The organism is Halomonas sp. SIMBA_159, from assembly GCF_046536035.1.
Lineage (GTDB): Bacteria > Pseudomonadota > Gammaproteobacteria > Pseudomonadales > Halomonadaceae > Vreelandella > Vreelandella venusta_A.
Window position 1 is genome coordinate 1 of the sequence record NZ_JAWJBT010000938.1, and the last position, 259, is coordinate 259.

Below are 259 nucleotides of genomic sequence, written 5' to 3' on the forward strand. Positions count from 1 at the left end.
CCAAGCGAAGCCGAGGCGGGGAAGCTTTTTGCCAATACCTATCTCGCGATGCGGGTGGCGTTTTTTAATGAACTGGATTCTTACGCCATGGCCGGGGGTATGGACACCCGCCAGATCATCGAGGGGCTAAGCCTCGATCCGCCCATCGGCGGCCACTACAACAATCCTTCCTTTGGCTATGGTGGCTACTGCCTGCCCAAGGACACCAAACAACTTCTGGCCAATTACGATCAGGTGCCGCAAAACCTGATCCGGGCGA

At 56.8% G+C, this 259-nt stretch carries 1 pseudogene; it reads left to right on the top strand.

The features are described 5' to 3' along the window. Positions 1-259, top strand: a pseudogene (locus tag R0J87_RS22030) (UDP-glucose 6-dehydrogenase); the annotation flags it as partial.